We start from the raw sequence: 20,910 nt of genomic DNA on the forward strand, positions 1-20,910 counted from the left end.
AGCCTATAAACCAACAAAAACCCAAAGCAATGTCACAGCCTGTGCCTGCTTCCAACACCCCACGTAGGCTGGAAATTCGGTTTCCGGAGGAATTACCGGTCTCAGGTCAGCGTCAGTTGATCAAGGATGCCTTGCAGAGCCACCAGGTGGTGATTGTGTGTGGAGAGACGGGATCAGGTAAGACTACCCAGCTGCCGAAGATCTGCCTGGATCTGGGGCGAGGCACGATTAATGGTGGCAAGCTGATCGGTCACACGCAGCCTCGCCGGATTGCAGCAACTGCCACCGCCAAGAGAATTGCCCAGGAGTTGGGCTCACCCATTGGTCAAGATGTGGGTTACCAAGTTCGCTTTGCTGACAAGACTAGCCATACCGCTTCTATCAAGCTAATGACAGACGGCATTCTTCTGGCAGAAACTCAGCGCGATCCTCAGTTACGTGCCTATGACACGCTCATCATTGATGAAGCGCACGAACGAAGTCTCAATATTGATTTCTTATTGGGGTATCTCAGACAACTACTTCCCAAGCGACCAGACCTCAAGCTGATCATCACGTCAGCAACGATTGATGCCCAGCGATTTGCTGAGCACTTTGCGATCAACGGCAAGATTGCCCCGGTAATCGAGGTGAGTGGCAGATTGTTTCCGGTAGAACAGCGTTACTCACCGCTAGAGCCAGACGCAAAGCCCGATGGTAAAAAAGAATCCAAAACTGCAAAAGAAATTCCAGATGCGGTCACCGAAGAGATTGCGAGTCTATGGCGTGAAGGCGCTGGTGGTGCCGGTGATGTATTGGTTTTTTTGCCGGGGGAGCGAGAGATACGTGATTGCGCTGAAGCGTTACGCAAGGACCATGTCCTGCAGCAACGTTTTCATCCGGAGATCCTCAGTTTATTTGCACGTCAATCAGTAGCTGAGCAGGAGAGAGTATTTAGCCCAGGCAATGGGCGACGTATTATTTTGACAACCAACGTTGCAGAGACATCGTTAACCGTTCCCAACATTCGATACGTCATTGATAGTGGCTTAGCGAGAGTTAAACGCTACTCCTATCGTAATAAGGTAGAGCAGCTTCAGATTGAGCCTATCTCCCAAGCGGCTGCCAATCAAAGGGCTGGGCGTTGCGGCCGTGTATCGGACGGTATCTGCGTGCGCTTGTATAGCGAGCAAGATTATCAAGGTCGCCCCAAATTTACTGATCCAGAAATCCTCCGCAGTTCATTAGCTGCCGTGTTATTGCGCATGAGTTCCTTGCGTTTGCCTAAGATCCAGCATTTCCCCTTCATTGATAAGCCCTTGGGTAGAGCGATTGCGGATGGTGTGCAACTACTTGACGAGTTAGGCGCTATTGAATTTGATGAATCGGAGCCAGCGGGTTCTAAGGATATTGGCAAGGACATCAACAACAGCTTCAAACTCACTGCGACTGGCAAGCAACTAGCAGACTTACCCCTGGATCCACGCATAGGCAGAATGTTGCTAGCAGCTAAAGAGCAGAATGCTTTAAAAGAAGTCACCATCATTGCTTCCGCTTTGGCCACACAAGATCCGCGTGATCGACCTATGGATCAAGCTGCTGCAGCTGATCAAGCGCATCTGCAGTTTGCGGACGAGCGCTCTGAGTTCCTCAGCTTTGTAAAGCTCTGGAATTGGTATCAAGATGCTTTAAAGCATAAGAGCAGCAATCGTCAGCTCGAAAATCTATGTAAGAGTAAATTTCTGTCACCGCGTCGTTTGCGAGAATGGCGTGATGTGCATGGCCAATTACATACCATGCTCGGCGAAAAGGGTTGGAAAGAAAATGGCATAGCCGCAACCTATGAAGAAGTTCACCTCTCTTTATTAACGGGCCTACTCGGATATGTAGCCAAAAAAGAAGAGGATGAAAAATCCCAAGATCGCAATAGCAAAACAGGTGGTTACGTTGGGGCGCGCGGCATTCGTCCATTCATCTGGCCGGGCTCTACTATCGGCAAAAAAGCAGGCGCTTGGATTTTGGCGGGCGAATTACAAGAAACCAACCGCATGTATGCTAGAACGATCGCTAAGATCGAGCCGCAATGGGTTGAGCGCGTCGCCGCACACCGCTTGATCAAGTCTTTAAGTGACCCGTTTTGGGATAACCGCCAAGGTGAGGTTATGGCATTTGAGCGAGGCACTTTGTATGGCTTGCCGATCTATCATGGTCGCAGGGTTCGCTATGAACCACATAATCCCGATGAAACAAGGGAACTATTTATTCGCCAAGCTTTGGTTCAGGAGGAAATGTTTGGGCGCATGGATACACCTGTGCTTCAACGCGAAACAGAAACCGATGCTAAAAAGAAATACCCTAATGTATTTGGATTCTTTTGGCATAACCGCCGCCTAATTAAAGAAATCGAAGCCTTAGAGCATCGCTCACGTCGACCGGATGTATTGGTAGACGATGATTTGCTTTTTGCTTTTTATGAGTCTCGCCTTCCCAAGGAAGTGCGTAGTCGAGAAAGTCTCAAGGCATGGCTAGCGAAAGATAAAGCCAAGGACAAAGATCTGGATGGCCAACTTCGCTTAGAAAAAGCAGATTTGATGCGCCATGAGGCGGCTGGCATTACCGTAGATCGCTACCCAAAAACCATGTTGGTCGGTGGTGCGCAGCTGAGTCTGACCTATCACTTCGAACCCGGTAGTCCGAAAGATGGAGTAACTCTAGTTGTTCCTTTGACTCAACTGAATCAAGTGGACGGACGCCGTTGCGAATGGCTCGTTCCTGGAATGTGCGAGGAGAAGGTGCTCTTACTTCTCAAATCATTGCCACAAAAACTCAGACGTCATTGTGTGCCATTGCCAGATTATGCAAAATCCTTCCTCGAGCGCAGGCTAGATGAAAAGCAGTTTGGCATTGGTGACTTTTTGGATAGCCTGATTGGTGATATTCGTAAGGAGCGTGGCCTTGAAATTAAACGCACGGATTTCAGACCTGAGGCCTTACCTTTGCATTCATCGATGAACTTCCGTTTGATTGATGAGCATGGGCGTCAGCTTGAGGTAGAGCGCAACTTAGCTCGCTTACGTTCCGAGTATGGGCAGACGGCCCGAAATGCCTTCCAAGCAATTGCTCAGGAGACTGCGCATATCGAGTTGGGTTTAGAGCCACCGGTAGGTGAATCAAAGCCCAACGCTAGTCATTCTGAAGCGACTCGAAAGGTTGAGCAGGGCGGTTACCGCGCTTGGGAGTTTGGTGAGCTACCAGAAACTTTAGAAATCCAAAAGGGCAATAAAACCTTATTTGGATATCCTGCTTTAGTGGATCGCGTTGACTATTGCGATCTTGAGGTATTTGATGATTTAGAAGAAGCCCGTAAACAGCATGCCTTAGGATTACGTCGCTTATTTGCCTTGAGCAATAAAGATACGCTCAAAGCATTACAAAAACAGCTGCCAGGTATCCGCGAATTAGGTTTGCTATTTATCAATGTGGGCTCAGTAGAGGGATTGATAGAGCAGATTCTTAATATCGCTCTTGAGCGTGCATTTATGGGTGAGCCACTGCCAGTCAATGCTGAGCAATTTGCAGAGCGTTTACATGCAGGAAAGCCGAGATTGGCACTGATCGCCCAAGAAATCTCTCGCCATGCCTTAAATGCATTACAAGCCCATGCGGATCTGCAGAAAAAAGTAGTTAGTGCAAAAGCCGCTTCACCGGCCGCCTATACCGATATTCAGACACAGATGCAGGGTCTGATATTTCCGAAGTTCGTTGCTGAAATACCATACGCCCAATTGGTTCATGTGCCTCGCTACTTAAAAGCGATTGCAATGCGGATCGATAAATTACGCTCCAACCCCAGCCGTGATGCTCAATGTCAAAAGGATTGGGAGTCGGTGGCGCGTCCATGGCAAAAGCTGGTCCAGGGCAATAAAGGGTCGGCCTCCTACGCGATGGCTGAAGATCCAGCTTTAGTGGATTTCCGTTGGCAGTTGGAAGAGTTGCGGGTTGCTTTATATGCCCAGGAGCTTAAAACGACCACCCCTATGTCCTTAAAGCGCCTTGAAAAGGTTTTGGCAAGCTTGCGCTAAGTCAAATCCACAGCCATATCAATTAGATTTGGAGGACTATTAAGTCTCCTCAATTGCTTACAATGGAGGTATGCACAAATTTATCAAGATTAGAGGTTTTCGCATTCTTGCGACCTCCGCTTTAATGGGTCTGCTGTTAGCCAATCAATATTCTTTGGCTCAGCCTAGCAATGCCGCTGCGTCTGCAACCTCTACCAATCAACCGAAGCTGGCTGTCATTCTGAATTCTGGATCTGCATCTGTAAGCCTCATTGATATGAATACTCGTGAGGTGATTAAAACAGTTCCCGTTGGCAAGGAACCTCATCACTTGATGATTACGCCTGATCAAAAAACACTCTTAATTGCCAATGCAGCGGGCAATGATGTTGTTTTGATGAATCCAACGACTGGCGAGTTGACTGGCAAGATCCCCAACATTATTGATCCCTACCAAATTGGTTACTCACCAAACCATAAATGGTTTGTAGCAAATGGTAATCGCCTAGATCGCGTAGATATCTATGCTGCTGATGGCGCTAATCTCAAATTGGCTAAGACGGTGAAGCTAGCCAAGACGCCAAGTCATATTGCTTTCACATCTGACAGCAAAACTGCATTCATCACTTTGCAGGATTCCAATGAGCTTGCCGCAATTGATCTAGAAACCCAAAACGTATTGTGGACCATGCCTACAGGAAAAGTTCCTGCTGGTTTGTGGATGACGCCTGGAGATCAATATCTCTTGGTTGGTATTACCGGCGACGATTATGTTCAGGTGATCGATTGGAAAACGCGTAAGGAAGTAAAGCGTATCCCTACAGGTAAGGGCGCCCATAATTTCCGCCCTTTGGGTGATAAAAAGCATGTATTCGTGAGTAACCGTATTGCTTCCACGATTAGCTTGCTGAATATGCAAACCCTCGAGAAGGTTGGCGATGTCACCGGACTGCCGGCGGGCCCTGATGATATGGAAATCACACCTGACGGTAAAACCTTGTGGGTGACTTTCCGCTTTTCCAAGAAGGTAGGGGTGATTGATATTCCAACGATGAAGTTGGTAACAGTCATTCCCGTAGGTAAATCTCCTCATGGCGTGTTCTTTACCCCGAGGGCTGGGTGGGAATAAGCATCACTATGAAGCTCATCAGTCCCAACGCATTTATTCGTATCGCATTCATCCGTACCGCAGCCGTGCTATTGCTCGGCTGTTTTTCATTAGGCGCTATTGCTCAAGCAGAATGCAGCAAGAAGATTTACCTCACCTTTGATACTGGCAATATGTCGGTAGCAGAAAAAGTTGCAGAGATTCTGAAACGCCAAAATGTGAAGGCAACTTTTTTTCTGGCCAATGAGAAAACCTTTCGTGGTGATTTTTCTTTAGATGATTCTTGGAAAGCGTATTGGCAGGAACGCGTTAAAGAAGGTCATCACTTTGGCAGCCACACCTATGACCATACTTATTTTATAAAAGATGGCCCTAAGGGTGAGGTCTTTGAGAGACCTCAGTTTGGTCCTAAAGCAGGCATGTCCATTTTGTATAACGAAGCAGCGATGTGTAAGGAGATCCGTCGGGTGGATCAGCGCTTTCAAGAACTCACCGACCATCCCATTCAAAAGATTTGGCGCGCTCCCGGCGGTAAAACTTCGCCTACTTTGATTCGGATGGGCGATATGTGTGGCTATCAGCACATTGGCTGGGCTCCTGCTGGCTTCCTGGGGGATGAATTGAATTCGGATAAGCACCCCAATACCAGTCTTCTAGATAAAGCGTCGAGAGACCTAAAGGATGGCGACATCACCATGGCCCACCTAGGGATTTGGTCAAGAAAAGACCCTTGGGCGCCAGCTGTTTTGGAGCAGCTGATTGTGAATCTCAAGGGGCGGGGGTTTTGCTTTGGGCTGTTGCCCAAAAATTCTGTAAATCCATCAAAATAAGGCATGGACTTCGGCATCTTTACCTCATTCATGACTAACGCCTATGCAGGCGTTCAAGAATTCATTTTTTCCAATGTAGTAGGTCCAATTCTGTATCAATTGGATTTAATGGCTTGGGCTGAGGATGTATTTGATGGCATTGATTGGTTTTTGTTTGGCTGCATTCAAATTTTCTTAATCATTGTTGTATTGAGAACATGGGAGCGATTGGCTCCAGCAGAATCGCAAGAGCGCTTTGCAAAAACGAGTAGAGCAGACGTTTTCTATACCCTGTTTCATCGATTAGGGATTTTTCATGGAATCATCTTTATTGCCCTGTCTGGATTCTTCTTTGAGATTGATTCGATCTTGCATGACTTTCGGTTTGACCGATTAAACGTAGAGTCTTGGTGGCCTGGAGTGAGTTCAATCCCAGTCGTTAGCTTCTTGATTTACTTGGTGCTATTGGACTTTGTTGACTATCTATACCATCGTGCCTCGCATACGTTTAACTGGTGGTGGCAGCTGCACTCTTTGCATCACAGTCAAACTGTCATGACCGCTTGGTCTGATAATCGCAATCACATCATCGATGACATCATGCGTGCCACCTTCATGGCCTTCTTTGCGTTGTTATTTGGCGTGTCTCCTGGCCAATTCATTATGCTGATAGCGCTCAGTCAATTTATTCAAAGTTGGCAGCATGCCAATATTAAGGTCCACCTAGGGTCTGCTAAATATTTACTGATTTCTCCGATGTTTCATCGCATGCACCATGCAGTCGGTTACGGTCATGAGGCCAAGGGCAAACCTGGAGTTTTAGGCGGCTGTAATTTTGGTATTTTGTTTCCGTGGTGGGATATGGTTTTTAGAACCGCCATCTTTCCTAAAGAGGTCTATCCTACGGGAGTAAGGAATTTAACAGTTTCACAAAATATCCTCACTCAGCAATGGCAGGGATTGGTGCGTGCCGTTAAAGAATTCAAGCCTAAGTAGACAGCAAGTCTGCAGGCAATAGGAGTTGTATGGTCGGATTACCGCAAGTATTTAAATCATTTGGAATGGCCTTGGTTGGGACCATGCATCCACGAATGTTGTGGCTGAGCTTAAGACCATTTTTAATCGTCTCGGTTTTATGGGGTTGCCTCATTTGGCTTACTTGGACGCCAGCGCTTGAGGCCTTGAGCGTTTTTCTGACGACTTCTATCTTTACCAGCTGGATACAGGAGGGTCTCATTTGGGCGGGCTTTGAAAATGCCAGAGCATGGATTGCGCCACTATTTTTTGTGATGTTGATTATTCCTTTGATCACAATCAGTTTGCTGGTGTTCGTTGCTTTTTCAACAGTGCCTTCGATTGTGAAGATTGCTGCTAGGCAGTCGCAGTTTCATGATCTGGAATGTAAGCGAGGCGGCGGCTTCTTTGGCAGCTTGGTTTACACCTTGTGGTCTGCACTGATTTGTTTGGCTTTAGTCATGTTGACCTTACCCGTCTGGTGGGTTCCACCATTAGTAGCTGTATTACCTCCGCTCCTCTGGGGTTGGTTAACTATGCGTCTCATGTCCTATGATGTTCTTGCTAAACATGCCAGCACTGAAGAACGCGATCTCCTGCTTGAAAAATATCGCTGGCCTTTACTCTGCATGGGGATTGCTTCGGGAATGTTGGGCGCAGTACCTACCTTCTTTTGGGCAACCTCTGCTTTAGCCTTAGTTTTATTTCCGATTGTGAGTTTTATCGCGCTCTGGATTTATTCTTTGATTTTCGTGTTTGCAGCCCTATGGTTTAGTTATTTTTTGTTAGATGCTCTCAAGCAGTTGAGGGAAGAAGAATTAGATCAAGCGCTCACAGTGCAATCACGTGTTGTTGATATGGAACTTCCTTACCATGGTTGATGCAATTAAAAAAGTTGAAATAGACAAGCCAGTAGACATGCCGACTGCGGCTAGGCGCTTTGGTTTAATTGTGATTGGTGATGAGATCTTGTCAGGGCGCCGCCAAGACAAGCACATGAGTAAGCTGATTGAGCTTCTCAATGAACGCGGGCTCAGTCTGTCTTGGGCTAAATATGTTGCCGATGATCCTGCGCAAATTACCGCTACCTTAAAAGAAAGTTTTGCGAGTGGGGATGTTGTGTTTAGTACCGGTGGTATTGGTGCAACCCCAGACGATCACACGCGTCAATGTGCAGCGCTTGCACTGGGCACTAAAACGCAATTGCATCCAACGGCTCAAGAATTGATTGCGGGACGCATTCAGTCGATGGCAGAGGGTGACCCCATTAAGGCGGATTTAAATACTCCCGAGAATCAACATCGCTTCAAGATGGGGGAGTTTCCGATTGGCAGTGAAATTATTCCCAATCCTTACAACCAAATACCTGGCTTTCGAATTCAAGAGCATCACTTTGTGCCTGGCTTCCCTGTAATGGCTGCGCCGATGATGGCATGGTGCCTAGATACTTATTACAAAGACCTATTTCATCAAGAGAACTGGGCTGAGCAGAGTTTTATCGTGCCAAAGGGTATTGAGTCGACTTTGACGCCCTTAATGGAGCGTATAGAAGCCAATTTTCCTGGCGTGAAGGTCTTTAGTCTCCCGTCAGTAGGTGATGCCGCAAGGGGTGGTGTGTACGCTCAGCGTCATATTGAATTGGGTATTAAAGGGAATGCCAACCTTCTAGAAAGCGCTTGGATTGCCCTCAGAGCGGGCACCCAAGAGTTGGGCTATGAAATCCACGACATAAGCTAACCCTATTTGCACTAAAAAGGTGCAAATAGGGTTATTTGAGCTTATACGAGGGGTATTTGGGCACTTAAACAGTGCAATAATGAGCGTTCCCATTTGTTTGCTTCAGTAAATTACATACATCCATTAGGCATGTTTGATGCCTGGAATAAACAAGGGTGTATGCCTTAAGTTTTGATTCCGAATTTAGTTAATAGAGGAGATTTGCATGACGAAGACCGTCGCTGATGTGATGAAGTTAGTTAAAGAGAAAGAATGTACTTTCGTTGATTTCCGCTTTGTGGATACAAAGGGTAAAGAACAGCACACGACAGTTCCTATCTCTGCTTTTGACGAAGACAAATTTGAGAGCGGTCATGCATTTGACGGTTCTTCTATTGCTGGTTGGAAGGGTATTGAAGCTTCTGACATGTTGCTTAGACCAGATCCAACAGCTGCCTACATCGATCCATTCTATGAAGAGCCAACTTTGGTTCTGACATGTGACGTTATCGAGCCAGCTGATGGCAAAGGTTACGATCGCGATCCACGTTCTATCGCTAAGCGCGCTGAAGCCTATTTGAAGAGCACTGGCTTAGGTGATGCTGCTTACTTTGGTCCAGAGCCAGAGTTCTTTATTTTTGATGGCGTTCGTTGGGGCGCTGACATGCAGGGTTGTTTCGTGAAGATTGATTCTGAAGAGGCTCCATGGTCTTCAGGCGCAGAAATCGAAGGCGGCAACACTGGCCACCGTCCAGGTAAAAAAGGCGGTTACTTCCCAGTTGCTCCAGTAGATACATTCCAGGATATGCGTTCTGAAATGTGTTTGATTCTTGAGTCATTAGGTATTCCAGTTGAAGTGCATCACCATGAAGTTGCTGGTCAAGGCCAAAACGAATTGGGTACTAAGTTCAGCACATTGGTACAACGCGCTGACTGGACTATCTGGCAGAAGTACGTTGTTCAAAACGTAGCTCATGCATACGGCAAGACAGCTACATTTATGCCTAAGCCTGTAGTTGGCGATAACGGTTCTGGTATGCACGTTCACCAATCTATTTGGAAAAACGGTGAGAACTTGTTTGCTGGTAACGGCTATGCAGGTTTGTCAGAGTTTGCATTGTTCTACATCGGCGGCATCATCAAGCACGCTAAAGCATTGAATGCGATTACTAACCCAGGCACAAACTCATACAAGCGTTTGGTTCCAGGTTTTGAGGCTCCGGTGAAGTTGGCTTACTCAGCACGTAACCGTTCTGCTTCTATTCGTATTCCACACGTTCCAAATCCTAAGGGTCGTCGTATTGAAACTCGTTTCCCAGATCCATTGGCTAACCCATACCTCTGCTTCTCAGCATTGATGATGGCTGGTTTGGATGGTGTTCAGAACAAGATTCATCCAGGCGAAGCTGCTGACAAGAACTTGTATGACTTGCCACCAGAAGAAGATGCAAAGATCCCAACCGTTTGCGCAAGCTTGGAAGAGGCGTTGGATGCATTGAAGAAAGATCACGAGTTCTTGACTCGCGGTGGTGTATTCACTGAGTCCATGATTGATGCATATATCAATTTGAAGATGGAAGATGTCACACGTTTCCGTATGACTACTCATCCTATCGAATTTGATATGTACTACTCCCTGTAAGCGAAGGAGAGAACTTGAGCGCAGGTCTGTTGCGCAATTCGTTCAAGGGAGCAGCTTCGGCTGCTCCTTTTTTTCCGACATTGCTTGATCAGATGCCCAATGCCATCGTGGTATTTGAGGCCGAGAACCAACAATTGGTGTACGTGAACCCAGCTGCTGAGTCAGCGCTGGATCTCTCGCGTAAATCGCTTGAGGGTCAGGCTGTGCACAATTTGTTTGGCGATAACGTTGCATTAAATGACATGATTTCTGAGGTGAAGTTAGGGCATGTCCTCGCGCAACGCCAAGAAATGATGTTGCATTCACTGCCAGGAAGCATTCATCAAGATTCCATTCCTGCGCACGTAGTGGTAGCAGCCCTAGAAGATCCCAACCTCATCATGATGGAGTGGTTTCCTATTGATCAACAGTTGCGAAGTGAGCGCGATGAACGCGTGACGCAGCAAGTTGAGGCAAACAAGCAATTGATGCGCAATTTAGCGCATGAGATTAAAAATCCATTGGGCGGTATTCGTGGGGCAGCTCAGTTGCTCGAGTTTGAATTGCCTGATAAGGGTCTACGTGAATATACCCAAGTCATTATTAAGGAATCTGATCGCCTCCAGACTTTAGTGGATCGCCTCTTGGCGCCACATCGTAAGGCACATGTGATGGAGTCCTTCAATGTGCATGAAGCCTTAGAGCGTGTGCGCAGTCTAGTCTTGGCCGAGTTTCCAAAAGGTCTGCGAATTATTCGTAACTACGACACGAGTCTTCCAGATGTGTTGGGGGATCGTGAGCAGTTGATTCAAGCAACCTTAAATATTGTTCATAACGCAGCACAAGCGCTTAGCGAAGAAATTAATAGCGGTGTTGCGCAAATTGAGTTGAAAACCCGCGTCGCGCGCTCAGTCACCATTGCAAAGCATCGCTATAAGTTGGCAATGGATCTGCATGTGATTGATAACGGCCCCGGCATTCCAGAAGAAATTATTGAGCGCATCTTCTTCCCGTTAGTTTCCGGCAGAGAAGGCGGCAGTGGGCTTGGTCTAACCTTAGCGCAAACCTTTGTTCAGCAGCACCAGGGCTTTATTGCTTGCAATAGTCGACCTGGACGTACCGATTTTCATATTCAAATTCCATACCGTAGGCAGGAGAAAGCATCATGAAACCAATTTGGATCGTCGACGATGATCAATCCATTCGTTGGGTCTTAGAAAAAGCATTGGCGCGTGAGAATATTCCGCATAGGAGCTTCTCAAACCCAAATGACGTACTGAATGCTTTGGAAAAAGAATCTCCACAGGTTTTGATTTCCGATATTCGCATGCCACGTGGCAATGGATTGGATCTGTTACAGCATGTGAAGGCGAGCCACCCGAATTTGCCAGTCATCATCATGACGGCCTACTCCGATTTAGATTCTGCGGTCTCTTCCTTCCAGGGCGGCGCCTTTGAGTACCTCACAAAACCTTTTGATGTAGAAAAAGCGATTGAGTTGATTCGTCGTGCGGTAGAGCAGGGCATTCGCAATGACTCTGGAGCAAAAGATCTCAGCGCTTGGAGGCAAGATGCCACCGAGATTATTGGTCAAGCACCAGCAATGCAGGAAATCTTCCGCGCCATTGGTCGCCTGGCTCAATCTAACGCCACAGTACTTATTACTGGCGAGTCTGGTACCGGCAAAGAGATGGTTGCGCATGCGCTGCACAAGCACAGTCCGTGCGCAAAGGGCCCATTTGTTTCTCTAAGCACTTCCGCTGTACCAAAGGACTTATTAGAGTCTGAATTATTTGGCCATGAGCGTGGCGCTTTCCCGGGAGCCCAAACCTTACGTCGTGGTCGCTTTGAGCAAGCTGATGGTGGTACTCTATTTCTAGGTGAGGTAGGCGATCTACCATTTGATCTGCAAACCCGTTTACTTCGCGTTTTGACTGATGGGCATTTTTATCGCATCGGCGGTCAAGATCCGATCAAGGCAAACGTTCGCATTATTGCCTCAACACATCAAAATCTGGATGCCAGAGTGGCAGCTGGATTCTTCCGCGAAGATTTATTGCATCGCTTGAATGTCATTCGTTTGCGTATGCCTTCATTGCGTGAGCGTAGTGAGGATATTCCGATGTTGGCAAGACATTTCATGTTGAGCTGCGCTAAATCATTGGGTGTTGAGCCTAAAAAATTGTCGGATGAAGTTTTAAAAGAAATGAGCGCAATGCCATTTTCAGGAAACGTTCGTCAATTAGAGAACTTATGTCACTGGTTAACGGTGATGACGTCTGCAAATGTGATTGGCGTAAGTGATCTTCCAGCTGACATCGTTGCAGAAGCAAGCGAGCAACCTATCGTTATTCATGGTGAGTCTTCTCCAAGCAATCCCGTTGCTACTAAGGTGGCTGTAGGTGATTGGGAGGGTGGACTAGGGCGTCTTGCTGTCAAGATGTTGCAGGATGGCGATAAAGAGGTTTTTGATGCTTTGACTGCACGCTTTGAAAAAGCAGTGCTACAAGCGGCGCTTGAGGTGACAAGGGGTAGAAGGGTGGAGGCTGCACAACGCCTTGGCATTGGGCGTAATACGATCACCCGTAAGCTGCAAGAGTTAGGTATTGATGACTGATTTTGTTCGAATAGCGGCGTGGAACGTGAACTCTTTAAAAGTTCGCCTTCCACAAGTCTTGCGTTGGCTGCAAGATCAGGAAAAAAAGAAACAGCCAATTGATGCGCTTTGTTTGCAAGAGTTAAAGCTCACGGATGATAAGTATCCCCATAAGGAACTCGAGGATGCTGGTTATTTAAGTTTGGCTGCTGGGCAAAAGACTTATAACGGTGTTGCGATCATATTGCGCAAAGCAGCGCTAGCACCAATTTCTTCTGATATCGAGACGGCGTTTCTCAAGCCCATCAGAAATATTCCAAACTACCTAGATGAGCAGCAGCGTATTCTTGCTGCGACAGTGTGTTTTGCCGGTACGCAACCAATGCGACTGGTGTCGGCCTATTTTCCCAATGGGCAATCGCCTGACAGCGATAAGTTCCAATATAAACTGGGCTGGTTGAGCGCATTACAAGCTTGGCTAACAGATGAGCTTCAACAGAACCAGCGATTGGCGCTCTTGGGGGATTTCAATATTGCTCCAGCGGATGAGGATGTCCATGACCCTAAAGCGTGGGAAGGGCAGAATTTGGTTTCTCCACCAGAGCGTGATGCGTTTCAAGAGCTCATTAAGCTTGGGTTTACGGATTCTTTCAGAATGTTTGAACAGGCACCCAAAACCTTTAGTTGGTGGGACTACCGCATGATGGGTTTTAGAAGGAACGCCGGAATGCGTATTGACCATATCTTGCTGAGTGAGACTCTCAAAGAGCAATGCTCCGCCAGCATGGTGGATAAGGAGCCTAGAACCTGGGAGCAGCCATCTGACCATGCTCCAGTGATTGCCCAGATCAAAAAGTCTTAATACGGCAGCTCCAGCCTTGCATTGGCCCGGCATTCTGAATCTTGCTTTATCCTTATGATAAATATCAATAATTTCTTGCCCTTAGGCCAAGTAATCCGTTTGAAAATAAAGCCCTTGAATGCTATTCACTAGAAACACGATTACACATGCATTAATCATTTCCGGCACTTTGATGCTTGCCGGTTGCATGATGGTTGGTCCTGATTATGCAAGACCTCCGGTTAAAGCTGCGAATGAATATAAATCAACCACTCAAACTGAATTTACAGAATCTTTGGGTGAAAACTCAAACAAGATTCTAGATCCCGTAGAGTGGTGGCAGAGCTTTAATGACCCAACGCTCGATATCCTATTAAAGCAAGCAACAGCTCAAAACCTGACGCTGCAGCAAACTGCCTTGCGGATATATCAATTGCAGGCCCAACTTGGAGTGAGCGATGCTACGTTATTGCCATCCGCCAATCTAACCGCCTCTTATTCGAATAGCCGCAATAGCGCAATTCAAGAGGCGATTAATGATTCTAATAATCTAGTCTCTAAAAATGCCTTAATTCAAATGAGTTGGGAGCTAGACTTTTGGGGAAAGAATCGCCGCGGCATTCAAAGTTCTTTGACTTCTTATTTATCTGGGGTTGCTGCCTACTATTCGGCTGATGTTTCTTTAACTGCAGACGTCGCTAATACCTATATCAATATTCGCAACTATGAAGAGCTAATTGAGGTTGCCAAAACCAATCTGGCTTTGCAAAAGGAAAGTTTACGTATTGCAGGCGCCCGTTTTAAATATGGCGCCACTTCGATGTTAGACCTGAGTCAAGCACAAGCCCAGTATGAACAGACAAAGGCCCAGATTCCAGCATTGATCGCGAATTTAAAGAAGAATCAGCATGCCATGAGTATTTTGCTTGGCGAGCCTCCTGAGTACTATGAAAAGACTTACGGAAACACCAAAGGAACTCTCAAGCCTCCAACTGCCCTGGGGGTCGGTATGCCAAGGGACTTGTTGCGTCGTCGCCCTGATGTACTTCAGGCTGAGTTCGATGCTGCTTCTAAATCTGCCTTAATTGGCGTAAGTAAGGCGCAACTATACCCATCATTTACCTTAACTGGCATCTTTGGTTATGCCACCTCAAATTACGGAACTTTGTCCTCTGCGAATTTATTTAGTTGGGGTAATAACTCTACTGGGGTAAATGCTGGAATTTCCTTACCGCTGTTTTATCGGGGGGCGATCGTGGATCAGGTCCGAGTACAGGATGCTATCTTTCAGCAGAGCCTTTTGGCCTATCAAAACCAAGTATTGAATGCACAGAAAGAGGTTGAAGATTCGCTCATTACTATCTCGACCACTAAAAGTTCAAAAGAAGATTTAGCCCGCGGCGTGATCGCAGCGCAAAGTGCTGCAGATTTAGCTCTTGAGCGTTACAAGGCGGGGCAGAATGATTACACCACGGTGATCACGGCACAGCAGAATCTATTGAATATCCAAAACTCTTTAGTCCAAACTTCATCTAATGAGCTCATCGGCTATGTGGGCGCTTTTAAAGCGCTTGGCGGCGGCTGGACTGCAGACATGGCTCCTCCTAAATTACCAGACCAGATGATTGCTGATATGACCGATCGAACCGATTGGGGTTCTGTCTTGACAAGAGCAGGTGACCCATTAACAGTTAAGGTTGGAAAATTTTTGGTAGATGCTCCGGATCCCTCAAAGCCTGCACAAACTGCAGTGCCAGCAAAATCGAACACACCCTCAAACACACCTATTACGCCGAATCAGGGAAGTACTGCGCCATGAAAGAACTATTAATAAAAGCCAAACTTTTGCTGATGCCCTTATGGGAGAAGCTTGTAATTCTATGGGGTTCGCTCTTAGGAAAGTGGAATACGTTCCTTGGAAAATTGAGTACGGTTGAAATTCCTATTCTCAAAAAGAAACTTTCACCTCGGACGATTGGCGTATCTTTCTGTGTTCTGATCGCCTTGATTGTGATTATTTGTTTGAAGTCCTGTGGCAAAGAAGTGAAGCAGATGCCAATTCCAGTGACCACTGCGCAACCGCTTTCTCAAGAGATTCGTAGCTTTGCAACTTTTGATGGTTTGGTAGACCCATACCTCACCGTAAACCTGGATGCACGGGTTAAGGGTTATCTCACTAAGATTGGTTTCGCTGACGGAGCGATGGTCAAGAAGGGCGATCTTCTATTTGTCATTGAGCAAGACCAATATATACAAGAGGTGAAATTAAAGCAGGCAATTTATACCGAAGCGAAGCTTGAGTATGGCCGACAGAAATCTTTGCTGAAAGAAAATGCAACCTCTCAGGCTGCCGTTGATAAAGCCTTATCCCAATTTCAGCAATCGGAAGCTAATTTAACCCTCGCAAAGATTAATTTGGGTTATACCGAAATCAGGGCACCATTTGATGGGCTTATGGGAAGACACTTATTGGATGTCGGCACCTATTTAGATAGCACTACCAAAGGCGTTCAACTCTCCACCATTCAGCAGATCTCACCAATTTATGTCTACTTCTCTATTAATGAGAGGGATTACTTAAAGTTTCAAAAGGGTCAAGATGCAAATGCAGAACGCAAGTCTGAAGTCAATACTTTGCCTATCTATGCAGGTCTGCAGGGTGAAGTTGGATATCCTTTTGAGGGCGTTTTGGATTACGCTGCCAATTTAATTTCAACCGATACTGGATCCTTGCAATTACGCGCAATCTTTAAAAACGAGAAGTATGAGTTGATCCCTGGATTGTATGCACGTGTCATGGCCCAGTATGGCCCCCCAAGACAAGCCTTGTTGTTACCCAAGACTGCTGTAATGACAGATCAAGTAGGTGACTATGTCTTTGTTTTAGATGAGGCAATGCGCGCTCAACGCCAAGACATTACTTTGGGCCAGCGCTTCGAAAAGAATGTTGAGATTACTAAAGGTCTAACGAATACTAGTAAGGTAGTTATTAATGGATTTATCAATCTCAGTATTAATCAGGTTGCTAAACCAACAGAGGTCACGCTTGAGGCAATGCCAGCCCGATAACTATGCTCTCTAAATTTTTTATTGAACGGCCGGTACTGGCCAATGTGATTGCTCTAGTCATGTTGTTGATTGGAGCTGTATCCATTAATGGCCTGCCGATTGCTCAGTATCCGAATATTGTTCCGCCTACGATTCAGGTAACCGCAAGATATCCAGGCGCAAGTGCTACGCTTGTTCAGCAATTGGTTGCTAGCAATATTGAAACTCAGGTCAATGGTGTGGATGGGATGCTCTATATGGAGTCTGCATCCACCAATGACGGAAACTACACGCTAACCGTTACCTTTAAGGTTGGAACAGACCCAAATTTAGCCCAGGTTAACGTACAAAATCGGGTGGCTATTGCGCTCCCCTCATTGCCTCAGGCAGTGCAAAAGCAGGGTGTTACTACGAAGACACAATCGACTGCCATTTTGCAGTTCGTTACCCTGACTTCATCCAATCCAAACCATGACGGCTTATTTTTAAGTAACTTGGCAAACCTCAAGCTGCAACAGCGCTTAGCCCGTATACCAGGTGTGGCTGCTGCTAACGTCTTTGGCGTCGGTAACTACAGTATGCGAGTTTGGCTTGATCCAGCCCAGCTCAAGATGCGCAATCTCACTCCAAGTGATGTTATTGCGGTCATTAATCGGCAAAACGTGCTGCTCACAGCCGGTCAAATTGGCGCCCCACCAACACCATTGGGCCAAGATTTTCAGCTGACACTCAATGTCACTAGCGCTATGACAACCCCTGAGCAGTTTGGCAGAATTGTTGTCAAGGCAGGCAATAAGGCGGAAATAACTTACTTAAGAGATATCGCCAGAATTGAAATGGGTAGTCAGAACTACAGTCAATTCTTCAAGATTGATGAACAGCCTGCAGGTGGTATTGCTATCTATCAAATGCCTGGCGCTAATGCCATTGCAACTGCACAAGCAGTTCAAGATGAAATGAAGAGTATCGCCAAGACACTTCCAAAAGAAGTTTCTTGGGCCATTCCATTTGATACCACGATGTTTGTGAAGGCCTCAATTCATGAGGTTTATAAAACGCTCTACGAGGCAGGCATCCTAGTTTTGCTAGTGATCATGATCTTCTTGCAGAACTGGCGTGCTACGCTGGTTCCTGCCACAACCGTGCCTGTCACGATTATTGGCGCATTTGCTTGTATGGCCGCTCTTGGCTTCTCAATCAACTTGCTTACCTTGTTTGCGATCGTGTTGTGTATCGGTATTGTGGTGGATGATGCGATTGTGGTCGTTGAGGCAGTATCTAAGAAGGTGGAAGAGGGCGAAGATCCTAAGCAAGGTGCGATTGATGCCATGACTGCTTTGATGGGTCCGATCATCGGTATTACCTTGGTATTAATGGCGGTGTTTATCCCCGCTTCATTTATTGCGGGTATTACCGGGCAAATGTATCGACAGTTTGCCTTGGTGATTGCAGCCACAGCTTTAATTAGCGGTATTAATGCGATCACTCTGAAGCCAACCCAGTCAGCCCAGTATTTAAAACCAATTGACCCTAATGCGGTTAAAAATAAGCTCTATCAAAAATTTGATTTGTATTTCAATCGCTTGGCAACTTGGTATGGGCACAAGATTGAAGGCTTGATGAAGAATCGAGCTAAGGCCTCAATGGTGGGTATTGGAATTATTGTTGCCTCTCTCATTGGTTTGATGTTTGTCCCAACAGGCTTTATTCCAAACGAAGACCAAGGCTATTTAGTCGTATCAACTACCTTGCCTGACGCAGCCTCTTTGCAGCGTACTGAAGAGGGCATGAAAAAAGCGGTTGAAGTGATTAAGAAGGTTCCTGGTGTTGATACAGTTGTGGTGATCGGCGGCATTAATTTACTGAACAACAGTAGCTCCCAGTCTAATGCTGGTGGCCTGTATGTCATTATGAAGAAGTGGGATGAGCGAGGCAAGGGTGAGGGCCTGCGTGATATCTATAACAATATGAATCAAGGGCTCAAGCAGGTTCAAGAACTTAAGTCGTTTGTGCTTCTGCCACCAGCTATTCCTGGTTTGGGTCTATCGGGTGGCTTTGAGTTGAGATTAATGCTGACGGATGGCAGTAATAACTTTGCAAAGTTAGATGCCGCTACTAAGGCTTTTATTGCTGAAGCACAAAAACATCCAGAGATCATGATGATCTTTACGCCATTCCAAAATAATGTGCCGCAGCTACAGCTGAGTTTTAATATAGGTAGAGCCGAAACTTTTGGTGTCGATATTGGCGATGCTTATGATGTATTGCAATCCTATCTAGGATCTTCCTACGTAAATCAATTCTTTAAATACGGCCAAACCTACCAAGTGTATGTGCAGGCCGATGGCAAATATCGTAATGCTATAGAGCAGATAAATCGTCTCTATGTCAAAAATAAGAGTGGCAACATGGTGCCACTGGGATCCTTTATTGATGTTAAAGACACTACTGGGCCTGCCTTTGCGTCACAGTTCCAGCTTTATCCGTCTGCTGCGGTCCTTGGAGCGGCCAATGATGGCTATAGCTCTGGACAGGCGATGAAGGCCCTGGAACAAGTAGCTAAAACTTTGCCAGATGGCGTCACCTACCAATGGGCCGGCATGTCCTATCAAGAAAATTTGGTAGGTAATACCGTCATCCTCATCTTTGCACTTTCGATCTTGTTGGTTTACTTGGTGCTTGCAGCCCAATATGAGACTTGGATAGCGCCGCTAGCTGTTTTAACGGCAGTTCCGCTTTCTTTATCGGGAACGGTCTTGGCTTTACTGCTTACTGGACTGCCAAATAATATTTACGTTCAGATTGGCCTAGTGCTAATGATTGCTCTTTCTTGTAAAAACTCGATTTTGATTGTTGAAGTCGCCATTGAGTGCAGACATAAGGGTATGAGTTTCGTAGATGCAGCTCTAGAGGCATCTAGAGAGCGCTTTAGACCAATCGTTATGACATCGATTGCATTTATTTTGGGTGTTATGCCCTTGCTAACATCTACTGGTGCTGGTGCAGCTGCACGTATATCTCTGGGTATTACGGTGTTTAGCGGCATGATCGCTTCAACCTGCCTTGCGGTCGCATTGGTCCCCATCTTCTATGTGGAGATTGAAACCTTCTTTGAAAACCGTGCCAATAAGAAAGCCAATAAGAGTGTTTAATGGCAGATCAATTCCCATTTAAGTAAAAATGCGTTTCAAGAAAAAGCCACTCAAAAAGTGGCTTTTTCTTTGTCATCAACTCTTAAGTTACTGCCATTATGAAAACCGCACCGAGTATCAATATCTTAATTAGTCTTCAGACTATCAAACATGCGCAAAGATTCTTGGAGTTTAAGGGGCTCCACTGGATTCCAGCCGCGGTAGGGTGACACACCGATAAATAGAAAGATGACTGCCGTCACAATACACAATGAGGCGATCGATAAAGACACTTTCATTGCCTTAATGCTTCCCAGGTGGACTATGCCGACCGACAACAGCAGCAAGAATGAGAAGACTGGTATCGATGGCCATTTTTTTAAGCTATCGTTGTCATATGCCAGTGATTGCCTAATTTGTCTGTCATGGCGCATGGTTCCGATGGCTGACAGTAGCTGATTCTCGACGCTGCTTCGTTGATTGGGTTGATAGGCGATATCACTAATAATTTTATTTAAAGCCATAAATTCAGGGGTCGCAATTTCCCGTTTACTAACATCTCTACTCTCCATAGCAGGCCATTCTTTTTCAATGACTGCAGATAAATAATTTTTAAGTCCTGAGTGGATCTCTATTTGATCTTTCTTAGGGAGGATAGTTGCCGTACTAATAATAGTTTCGATCGCATTTGATTCAGTGATTAAGTTTGAAATGGCTGACTGATGATGATCAAATGAATAGCCCGCTAAAGTCGAAATCGCAAGGCCAAAGATAAAGGAAGTGATTGATAGAAATGATGGCACAACCGCATCTGAATCATGAAGCCATCGAGCTATTGGCGAGTCATTGAGCGCCCAGTAAATCGCATAAGCAACACCAGCAGTTATGAGTGTTACTGCGACAATCAATATTAGTAATTCAGTAGTGAAGAGGCTCATTGAGTATGTATAGATCAGTTATTTAAGGGTTGAAACCATTCATCTTGT

14 protein-coding genes are annotated in these 20,910 nt (G+C 46.1%); 13 read left to right on the forward strand and 1 reads right to left on the reverse strand.

Annotation, left to right across the window (positions count from 1 at the left end):
• Nucleotides 1-29 precede the first annotated feature (29 nt).
• The 13 genes from hrpA (at nucleotide 30) to ICN20_RS07965 (ending at nucleotide 19,945) form a co-directional block, all read left to right on the forward strand.
• Entirely contained in the window at nucleotides 30-4,061 is a 4,032-nt protein-coding gene (gene hrpA, locus ICN20_RS07905; protein ID WP_216860200.1) for an ATP-dependent RNA helicase HrpA, read from the forward strand.
• Between the two features lie 70 nt (nucleotides 4,062-4,131).
• The gene (locus ICN20_RS07910; protein WP_255534692.1) at nucleotides 4,132-5,169 is read left to right on the forward strand and encodes a cytochrome D1 domain-containing protein; all 1,038 of its coding nucleotides are present in this window, start codon (nucleotides 4,132-4,134) and stop codon (nucleotides 5,167-5,169) included.
• Between the two features lie 8 nt (nucleotides 5,170-5,177).
• Entirely contained in the window at nucleotides 5,178-5,978 is an 801-nt protein-coding gene (locus ICN20_RS07915; RefSeq protein ID WP_216239359.1) for a polysaccharide deacetylase family protein, read from the forward strand.
• 3 nt (nucleotides 5,979-5,981) lie between these two features.
• Nucleotides 5,982-6,953: a sterol desaturase family protein gene (locus ICN20_RS07920; RefSeq protein WP_216239361.1), complete on the forward strand. Its 972-nt coding sequence runs from the start codon at nucleotides 5,982-5,984 to the stop codon at nucleotides 6,951-6,953.
• Between the two features lie 29 nt (nucleotides 6,954-6,982).
• Entirely contained in the window at nucleotides 6,983-7,852 is an 870-nt protein-coding gene (locus tag ICN20_RS07925; protein ID WP_216239363.1) for an EI24 domain-containing protein, read from the forward strand.
• A gap of 37 nt (nucleotides 7,853-7,889) precedes the next feature.
• Nucleotides 7,890-8,708, forward strand: a complete 819-nt coding sequence (locus tag ICN20_RS07930; protein ID WP_216240384.1) for a molybdopterin-binding protein — start codon at nucleotides 7,890-7,892, stop codon at nucleotides 8,706-8,708.
• 205 nt (nucleotides 8,709-8,913) lie between these two features.
• Nucleotides 8,914-10,329 carry a type I glutamate--ammonia ligase gene (gene glnA, locus ICN20_RS07935; RefSeq protein WP_216239365.1) on the forward strand — a complete coding sequence of 472 codons (1,416 nt, stop codon included), beginning with the start codon at nucleotides 8,914-8,916 and terminating at the stop codon, nucleotides 10,327-10,329.
• Nucleotides 10,330-10,355: 26 nt separating this feature from the next.
• Nucleotides 10,356-11,477 carry a nitrogen regulation protein NR(II) gene (glnL, locus tag ICN20_RS07940; protein WP_370624561.1) on the forward strand — a complete coding sequence of 374 codons (1,122 nt, stop codon included), beginning with the start codon at nucleotides 10,356-10,358 and terminating at the stop codon, nucleotides 11,475-11,477.
• Nucleotides 11,474-12,925 (forward strand): nitrogen regulation protein NR(I), encoded by a 1,452-nt coding sequence (ntrC, locus tag ICN20_RS07945; RefSeq protein ID WP_216239367.1) that lies wholly within the window; start codon nucleotides 11,474-11,476, stop codon nucleotides 12,923-12,925. The genes glnL and ntrC overlap by 4 nt, the downstream gene beginning before the upstream one ends.
• Entirely contained in the window at nucleotides 12,918-13,766 is an 849-nt protein-coding gene (gene xth, locus ICN20_RS07950) for an exodeoxyribonuclease III (protein WP_216239368.1), read from the forward strand. Before ntrC ends, xth begins: the two co-directional genes overlap by 8 nt.
• A 118-nt stretch (nucleotides 13,767-13,884) precedes the next feature.
• Nucleotides 13,885-15,564, forward strand: coding sequence for an efflux transporter outer membrane subunit (locus ICN20_RS07955; protein ID WP_216239369.1), 1,680 nt, complete (start codon nucleotides 13,885-13,887; stop codon nucleotides 15,562-15,564).
• Nucleotides 15,561-16,814, forward strand: coding sequence for an efflux RND transporter periplasmic adaptor subunit (locus ICN20_RS07960; RefSeq protein WP_216239370.1), 1,254 nt, complete (start codon nucleotides 15,561-15,563; stop codon nucleotides 16,812-16,814). Before ICN20_RS07955 ends, ICN20_RS07960 begins: the two co-directional genes overlap by 4 nt.
• A 2-nt stretch (nucleotides 16,815-16,816) precedes the next feature.
• Nucleotides 16,817-19,945: an efflux RND transporter permease subunit gene (locus tag ICN20_RS07965; protein ID WP_216239372.1), complete on the forward strand. Its 3,129-nt coding sequence runs from the start codon at nucleotides 16,817-16,819 to the stop codon at nucleotides 19,943-19,945.
• 125 nt (nucleotides 19,946-20,070) lie between these two features.
• On the opposite strand, the gene ICN20_RS07970 is transcribed toward ICN20_RS07965, so the two are convergent.
• Complete coding sequence (locus ICN20_RS07970) at nucleotides 20,071-20,862, reverse strand: hypothetical protein (RefSeq protein WP_216239374.1); 792 nt, start codon at nucleotides 20,860-20,862, stop codon at nucleotides 20,071-20,073.
• Between the last annotated feature and the right edge of the window lie 48 nt (nucleotides 20,863-20,910).

The organism is Polynucleobacter sp. JS-Polo-80-F4 (genome assembly GCF_018881965.1).
Taxonomy (GTDB): domain Bacteria; phylum Pseudomonadota; class Gammaproteobacteria; order Burkholderiales; family Burkholderiaceae; genus Polynucleobacter.